8 protein-coding genes, 1 tRNA gene and 1 pseudogene are annotated in these 7,590 nt (G+C 69.1%); 8 read left to right on the top strand and 2 right to left on the bottom strand.

Annotated features, from left to right (window positions below):
• Positions 1–490 (top strand): annotated as a pseudogene (locus VGE49_RS13330) (DNA polymerase III subunit gamma/tau); the annotation flags it as partial.
• 21 nt (positions 491–511) lie between these two features.
• On the opposite strand, the gene VGE49_RS13325 reads toward VGE49_RS13330, so the two are convergent.
• Complete coding sequence (locus VGE49_RS13325) at positions 512–1,126, bottom strand: malonic semialdehyde reductase (RefSeq protein ID WP_331035021.1); 615 nt, start codon at positions 1,124–1,126, stop codon at positions 512–514.
• A gap of 160 nt (positions 1,127–1,286) precedes the next feature.
• Here VGE49_RS13325 and VGE49_RS13320 point away from each other — a divergent pair, with 160 nt between their 5' ends.
• The 7 genes from VGE49_RS13320 (at position 1,287) to VGE49_RS13290 (ending at position 5,378) form a co-directional block, all read left to right on the top strand.
• Positions 1,287–1,616: a YbaB/EbfC family nucleoid-associated protein gene (locus tag VGE49_RS13320; RefSeq protein ID WP_331035020.1), complete on the top strand. Its 330-nt coding sequence runs from the start codon at positions 1,287–1,289 to the stop codon at positions 1,614–1,616.
• Positions 1,616–2,218 carry a recombination mediator RecR gene (recR, locus tag VGE49_RS13315; protein WP_331035019.1) on the top strand — a complete coding sequence of 201 codons (603 nt, stop codon included), beginning with the start codon at positions 1,616–1,618 and terminating at the stop codon, positions 2,216–2,218. Before VGE49_RS13320 ends, recR begins: the two co-directional genes overlap by 1 nt.
• A gap of 66 nt (positions 2,219–2,284) precedes the next feature.
• Positions 2,285–3,517: a DNA recombination protein RmuC gene (locus VGE49_RS13310; protein WP_331035018.1), complete on the top strand. Its 1,233-nt coding sequence runs from the start codon at positions 2,285–2,287 to the stop codon at positions 3,515–3,517.
• A 60-nt stretch (positions 3,518–3,577) separates the two neighbouring features.
• Positions 3,578–4,036 carry a hypothetical protein gene (locus VGE49_RS13305; protein ID WP_331035017.1) on the top strand — a complete coding sequence of 153 codons (459 nt, stop codon included), beginning with the start codon at positions 3,578–3,580 and terminating at the stop codon, positions 4,034–4,036.
• 10 nt (positions 4,037–4,046) lie between these two features.
• Positions 4,047–4,241 (top strand): helix-turn-helix transcriptional regulator, encoded by a 195-nt coding sequence (locus tag VGE49_RS13300; RefSeq protein WP_105562535.1) that lies wholly within the window; start codon positions 4,047–4,049, stop codon positions 4,239–4,241.
• A 32-nt stretch (positions 4,242–4,273) separates the two neighbouring features.
• Complete coding sequence (locus tag VGE49_RS13295) at positions 4,274–5,218, top strand: TraB/GumN family protein (protein ID WP_331035016.1); 945 nt, start codon at positions 4,274–4,276, stop codon at positions 5,216–5,218.
• Between the two features lie 85 nt (positions 5,219–5,303).
• Positions 5,304–5,378, top strand: a tRNA-Gly gene (locus VGE49_RS13290).
• Between the two features lie 91 nt (positions 5,379–5,469).
• On the opposite strand, the gene VGE49_RS13285 is transcribed toward VGE49_RS13290, so the two are convergent.
• Positions 5,470–7,590 (bottom strand): M14 family metallopeptidase (locus VGE49_RS13285; RefSeq protein WP_331035015.1); only part of this gene is annotated, 2,121 nt, incomplete at its 5' end.

Raw genomic sequence — 7,590 nt, 5'->3', positions numbered from 1 at the left:
GCCGCGCGGCGGCGGCGGAGGCGGCGGCGCCTCGGCCATGCTGGCGGCGCGGCCCGTGGCCCAGCCCGCCTTTCCCGATCCCCAGACCTTCGAGGCGGTGGTCGCCCTGATCGGCGAGAAGCGTGAAATCACGCTGCAGATGGACGTCGAACGCTATGTCCGGCCGGTGTCGTTCAAGCCCGGCGCCATCGTCTATGAACCGGCCCAAGGCTCGCCGGTCGATCTGGCGCGGCGCCTGGCCTCGCGGCTCAAGGAATGGACCGGCCGCACCTGGCTGATCGCCGCCAATGGTCAGGGCGGCGGCGAGACCCTGATCGAGATCGAGAAAAAGGCCCGCTCCGCCCGCCGTGCGGCGGTCGAGGCGGACCCCTTTGTCGTGTCCATCATGCAGGCCTTCCCCGGCGCCGAGATCAAGGACATCAAGACCCTGGCCCCGGCGGTGGAAATGCCCGCCATCCCGGAAGACGACGAGACGGGCGAGGACGACTGACTGTCCCCGCCGCAAACGCGCTTACAGAATCTGCGCGGCTTCCTCGAAGGCGAGGCGGGGCGAGCGCGGGAACAGGTTCTCGTCCGTGCCGTAGCCCAGGTTCATGATGAAGTTCGGCTCGACATTGCTGTCGGGGAAGAACTCGGCCTTCACGCCGGCGGCGTCGAAGCCCGACATCGGGCCCACGTCCAGACCTAGGGCGCGCGCGGCGATGGTCAGATAGCCGCCCTGCAGCGAGGCGTTGCGGAAGGCGGCTTCACGACGACCGGCCTCGTCCAGGAACCAGTCGCGGGCGCCGGGCGCATGCGGGAACAGCTTGGGCAGGGTGTCGTGGAAGTCGATGTCCTGGGCGATGATCAGGTTGACCGGGGCGGCCAGGGTCTTGGCGCGGTTGCCCTCGGCCATGTGGACCGACAGGCGCGCCTTGGCCTCGGGCGAGGTGACGAAGACGAAGCGGGCCGGGGTCATGTTGACGGCCGTCGGGCCGAACTTGGTCAGGTCGTAGAGCTGGCGGATCAGGTCCTCGGACACCGGCCGGTCGCTCCAGCCGTTGCGCGTGCGCGCCTCGGTGAACAACTGGGCCAGAACCGAATCGGAAACCGGAACGTCGCGGGCGGAAAGGGCGTCGAAGGCCATGAGAAAAGCTCCTGAACAGGATTAGCAACTTCAGTTGTGGCGAATATGGCCTGGCGGGCGTCGGCGTCAAGAGGATTCGCTACAAAATCTGTTGCTGATGCGGATCAATGTTCGACCAGGGGGTCTGGAGCCGGGCCGCGGATCGCCCTATCTAGGGGGCATGAAAGACCTCAACGCCCTGATGCAACAGGCCCAGGCGATGCAGCAGAAGCTGCAGGACGCCCAGGCGAAAATGGCCGAAACCACCGCCGAGGGCACCTCGGGCGGCGGCCTTGTCTCCATCGCCCTGAAGGGGCCCGGCGAGATCACCGCGGTGAAGATCGACGACAGCCTGATGGTCCCGGGCGAGGGCGAGATCCTGGCCGACCTGATCGTCGCCGCCCATGCCGACGCCAAGCGCAAGCTGGACGAGGTCAACGGCGCCCTGATGCGCGAGGCCGCCGGCCCCATGGCCGGGATGAACATCCCGGGAATGCCGAAACTCTTCTGATGGCCGCCTCCGCCGGGCCGGAAATCGAACGGCTCATCAGCCTGCTGGCCAAGCTGCCGGGGATGGGGCCGCGCTCGGCCCGGCGCGCGGCCCTGGCCCTGCTGAAGCGGCGCGAGCAACTGCTGGTCCCGCTGGCGGCGTCCCTGGCCGAGACGGCCGAGAAGGTCGTCAACTGCTCGGTTTGCGGTTCGCCCGACACGCGCGACCCCTGCTCGGTCTGCGCGGACCAAAGCCGCGACAACGCCCTGATCTGCGTGGTCGAGGAGGCCGGCGCCCTGTGGGCCATGGAGCGTTCGGGCGCCTTTCGCGGCAAGTATCATGTGCTGGGCGGCCTGCTGTCGGCCCTCGACGGCGTCGGTCCCGAGCAACTGCGCATCACCGAACTGATCGGCCGCGCAAAAGGCGGCGAGGCGAGGGAGGTCGTTCTGGCCCTGCCCGCCACCGTCGACGGCCAGACCACGGCCCACTATCTGGCCGAACGCCTGTCGGCGGCGGGCGTCGAAGTCACCTCGCTGGCGCGCGGCGTCCCCGTCGGCGGCGAGCTGGACTGGCTCGACGACGGCACCATCATCCAGGCGCTGCGGGCCAGGCGCCCCGCCTGACCCCCTGCGTCCGCAGCTGGCGCGGCTCCGCTTTCAACCGTCTGCGACTCCGGCTAGGAACGGAGCATGAACACGCTCGAACTCATCCTGCTGGTCGTCGCGCTCGCCGCCGGGGGCGGCTTTGTCTGGGCCTTCATGGGCTGGCAGAAGGCCAAGGGGGCGCTGGACGCCGCCGACGCCCGGCTGGAGCTGATGGAGGAGAGCCGCGACTCCATGGCCGAGTTTCTCAAGGCCCAGGCATCGCAGTCGGCCGAGGCCGTCGCAACCAAGCTGGTGGCCCGCGCCACCGAGACCTTCCAGGCCCAGGACCGCGTCGCCCGCGAGCGGATGGAGGCCCAGCTCAAGCCGGTGTCCGAAACCCTGGCCAAGTTCCAGGAACACGTCGCCGCGCTGGAGAAGACCCGCGCCGAGGATGCCGGCGGGCTGAAGGAGCAGCTGGCCGCCCTGATGACCGCCTCGACCGCCACCCGCGACGAGGCGCGGCGCCTGACCGAGGCCCTGAAGGGCAATACCGGGCGTCGCGGCCGCTGGGGCGAGCAGACCTGCCGCAATGTGCTGGAGGCCGCCGGCATGGCGGGCCGTTTCGACTTCGAGGAGCAGAACTCCTCGGCCAATGACGAAGGCCGTCAGCAGCGCCCGGACTTCATCGTCAAACTGCCCGGCGGCGGCATGTTCGTCATCGACGCCAAGGTGTCGCTGGCTTTCGCCGACGAGGCGGACGGCGACGAGGAGGCGCAAGGCAAGGCCATGTCGGCCCGCACCGCCGCCAGCATGAAGACTCACGTGCGCCAGCTGTCGTCCAAGGCTTATCAGGACCAGTTCAAGCCCAGCCCCGACTTCGTCGCCATGTTCGTGCCGGGCGACGCCTTCCTGGCCGCCGCGCTTGACCACGAGCCGGACCTGATGACCCAGGCCATGGCCTCGCGCGTCGTCATCGTCACCCCGACCACCCTGTTCGCCCTATGCAAGGCGGTCGCCTACGGCTGGCGCGCCGAGGAGCAGGCGCGCAACGCCGAGGACGTCGCGAAACTGGGCAAGGAGCTCTACAAGCGCCTGTCGGTCATGGGCGGCCACGCCGCCTCGGTCGGCCGGGCGCTGGAGACGGCGGTGGGCAAGTACAACCAGTTCGTCGGCTCGCTGGAGAGCCAGGTCATGGTCTCGGCCCGCCGCTTCGAGGACCTGCAAGTCGACCACGAGGGCAAGGACCTGCCCGAACTGCCCGCCGTCGAACAGTCGCCGCGCACCCTGAGCCGACCGGAACTGCTGAACGCCCCGGCGGAGGTTGGGGGGGGCGGATGAGCTTGCTTGACGGCGCTCGACGGCGGTGTAAAACGTCCTTGTCAAGCTGGGGAGGTCGTCGTGACCGGCAAGCGTAAACTCATCCTTCAATCCGTCATCGGCGTCGGTCTGATCATTCTGGCGGCCTTTGCGACCGGCGGCGTCCTTGGGTTCCTTGATGCCAAGGGGCAGGACGTCAACACCAGTTCGGCCGCCCTGTGGGCCGTCGGCGTCTTCGCCGCAGTCACCATGCTGATCTCCCTGTGGGTCGGGCTGAAGTGGATGTCCTCGATCGACGAGGCGGCGCAGGAAGCGCACAAGTGGTCCTGGTTCTGGGGCGGGTCCGGCGGCATGGCCGTGGGCGGCGTGCTGGTGATCATGGCGTCGCTTCCGCAAGCGGCGGCGCTCAATATTCCCGCCTGGTACTCGGATCGGACCGATCCCGCCGCCTACGCCGCCACGGGCGCCTTCGCCATGCTGACGCTGATGCTGATCGGCTACGGCGTCGCCTGGGCCTGGTGGTGGCTGGGGCGGCGCTGAGGAGGCCGGGATGAACAACCGTCTCAAGGTCCTGCGCGCCGAGCGCGACTGGAGCCAGGCCCACCTGGCCACCGAGCTCGGCGTCTCGCGCCAGACCGTCAATGCGCTGGAGACGGGGCGCTATGACCCGTCCCTGCCGCTGGCCTTCAAGATCGCGCGCCTGTTCCAGCTGCCGATCGAGTCCATCTTCTCGGACGAGGAATAGCCTCCGCCTTCCGCCTTCAAAGGACGCCCGCCATGCGCTTCGCCCGACTGACTTCCTGTATCCGATCAGCCCTGACGGTCGGCGCGGCGGTTTCCACCCTTCTCCTGGCGCCGTCGGCGATGGCGCAGGCCCCGGCGTCGCCCGCCGCCGTCACGCCGGCGTCGCCCGGCTCAGGCCCTCGCCTGTGGGTGGTGCGCGACGCGGATTCGACCCTCTATCTGTTCGGCACGGTCCACGTGCTGAAGCCCGACACCCCCTGGGGCACGGCGCGGATGGACAAGGCGTTCGCCAGCGCCGACGAATACTGGTTCGAGATCGCCGATCTGAACGATCAGACGGGCGTCATGCCGCTGATCCAGGCCAAGGGGATTTCGCCCGACCGCCCCCTGTCCAGCCTGCTGACGGCCGAGGAAATGGCCGACCTCGACGCCGCGGCGCGCACCGTCGGCGCCACGGCGGCCCAGTTGGACCCGCTGCGGCCCTGGCTGGCCAGCCTGCAGTTGGCCCTCGCCTCGATCCAGAAGGCCGGCTACGTGGCGGCCAACGGCGGCGACCAGGTCCTGCACGCTCGCGCCGCCGCCGCGGGCAAGCCGATCAAGGGCTTCGAGACCGCCCCCCAGCAGATCGGCTTCGTCGCCGACATGTCCGAGGCCGCCCAACTGGCCATGCTGCGCTCGGGGCTCAAGGAATTCGATCAGGCCGACGCCTTCCTCGGGCGGATGGTGACGGCCTGGTCCACCGGCGACGTCGATGAACTGGACGTGCTGATCGGTCAGGAGATGCGCAATGAATCGGCCGAGATGTACGCCGTCATGCTGACCCGCCGGAACCAGGCCTGGGCCGATCAGATCCAGACCCTGCTGGCGGGATCAGGCACGGCCTTCATCTCGGTCGGCGCCGGCCATCTGGCGGGTCCCGACAGTCTGCAGGCGCAGCTCGAACAGCGCGGCGTCCATGTCGAACAGGTCGCCGACTGACGCTGACCGCCAGCCGATTTCCACAGGCCCGGCCCCGCGCCGGGCCTTTTCTTTTCAGCCCCGCCCTCTATGGTCCGCCGCCAGCGCGGTCGTAGTTCAGAGGTAGAACGTCAGCTTCCCAAGCTGAATGTCGCGGGTTCGATTCCCGCCGGCCGCTCCAACACGTCGCTGATTTTCAGGTCAGCTTTTCCCGAACTTTTCGTCCGAGCAGGCCGAGGCGGCGCGCGCATGGCCCGCCGCCTCGTCGGAGCTTATCGGTCGGCCTTCGCGGTCGTCGCCGGTCCGTAGAGGAGGGCGTTGAACAGCAGGCGGACCGACGAGCGGGCCTGGGCGCGGTTGACCACGTCGGGGCCGAGCACGATCACCCGGCCGTCGCCGTGCGGCAGGTCCAGAACCGCGTCGGCGCCCGACAGCTTCTGCGGGCCGATGGCCCAGCCGCTGGAGACCGCGACCTGTTCCGGATAGCGGGCGATGGGCGCGCCTTCGCCCGCGTGGCGGAAGCCGGCGTTGCGGTTGAAGAAGACATCCATCTGGGCCGGGGCGCCGAAGGCCAGGGGCTGACGGTTGTCGACCTCGGTCTTCAGGATGGCGCCGGGGATGAAGAAGTCTGTCGAGGCCAGGGGCTTGCCGTCTTCAGTGCGCAGCACGTCCTCGACCTGGGCGCCCATGGCCGTGGCTAGGCGGTGGGCCGAGCCGATGGTGACGACGCTGCCGCCGCCGCGCACGAAGGCGTCGATTTGCGGCACGGTCTTGTCGGCGGTGATGTTGCCCAGCCAGCCGCGGTACTCGGCCGGGATGGATTCCGGCTCGGGCTGGTCGCGCTGCGCCGCCGCCGACAGGTCCGTCGGGATCATGTCCGAGGCGAAGACCAGGACGTCGAAGTCCCTGGCCAGGTCGCCGGCGTCCAGACGCTGCGGGTAGACCACCTCGAACGGATACTCGAACTGCTCCAGCATCCAGCGGGTCCAGCCTGAGGCCATCGAGCCGCCGTAGCGGTCGACCAGGCCGACGCGCACCGGCTTCAGGGCGATCCTGTCGCCGCCGGGGGCGCGGGCGGCGGCGTGGGCGTTCAGGCCCAGGTCGCGCACGGCCGCCTCGACGATGGGACGCGCCGCATCGCTGGCCGGAATCCACAGGGCGCCGGGGGCCAGGGTCTGACGGCCCACGCTGGTCTCGCCTTCCTGCCAATAGACAGCCACGCCCGCCGCCAGCAGGCGGTTGGTCAGGATGTAGCCGTTGACCGGGGCGTGGTCGATCAGCCAGCCGGCGCGGCCCGAGCCTTCGATCTTGCCGGGCGGCGGGGCCATGACGTCGGCGATGCGCTCGGTCGGGGCCTCGAAGCCGTCGAGGATGCGGTCGAACTTGACCCCCATCTGCAGCGCCAGCGTATAGCCGGTGGCGTCATAGGGCAGGGCGGGCGGGCCGCCCGGATACTGCAGGTCGTGCGGGTGGTCCTGCGGCTCGAACATGTCCAGCACGTGCGGGCGATAGGCCTGGGCCGTCTTCACCACATAGGAACCGGCCGGATAGGTCTTGCCGCCGATGGTGAAGGCGCGCGTGGCGCGGTCCACGTCCACGCCGGTCTTGATCAGGCTGTTGAGGAAGGCGACGGCGGTCGGCAGGTCGGCCTGATCCGCCGGAATGACATAGCCGCGCGGATCGCGGCGGGCCGGATCGCGCAGCACCTTGTCATACAGCGCCGGATCGACGCCGCGACGGCCCGCCGAGGGACCGGCGGCCTCGACCAGCGCCTCGACGCCGGTCGGCGTGATGCGCCAGGTGTCGGTATTGCCCTTGTCGATGGCGTTCTGGCCCATGCGCCAGATGTTGAACAGCAGCCGGTCCTTGTTGCGCGAGGCGTAGTTCAGCACGGCGCGGTTGATCGACTGCGAGTACTCGATCGACTGGGCGAAATGCCAGGTCTGGGGCGCGACCGGCATGGGCAGGTCGTTGCGGGCCAGCTGGTTCTGCGGGATCAGGCTGATCTGGCTCGGCGTCGGGTGGCCGGTGATCTCGGTCAGCAGGCCGACCGCGTTGTGGAAGTAGGTGATGGAGCGTTCCATCCCGTTGTTCCAGGTCGAGTAGCTGGCGCCGCTGCGCATGGTCGAGCCGGGCTTGCCCTCTTCGATCAGGCGGCTGTGCATGGCCGCGCCGACTTCCGACAGCGTGCCCATGACCAGCGGGTCGTAGTTGTAGTTAAACGGGTCGCGGAAGGGCGGCATGAAGACCACCGTCCCGGCGGGCGCCGTCTGGTGGTGGTTGTAGATGATCTGCGGGAACCACTCGCGGAAGAACTGGCGGTTGACGTTGGTCGTCTCGGCCATGGCCGACAGGTAGTAGTCGCGGTTGTTATCGTGGCCGACGTACTTCTG

Origin of the sequence: Brevundimonas sp. (genome assembly GCF_036405315.1) — a bacterium.
Classification (GTDB): domain Bacteria; phylum Pseudomonadota; class Alphaproteobacteria; order Caulobacterales; family Caulobacteraceae; genus Brevundimonas.
The sequence above is the reverse complement of the archived record's forward strand: the minus strand, read 5'-3'. Positions and strand labels throughout refer to the sequence as shown.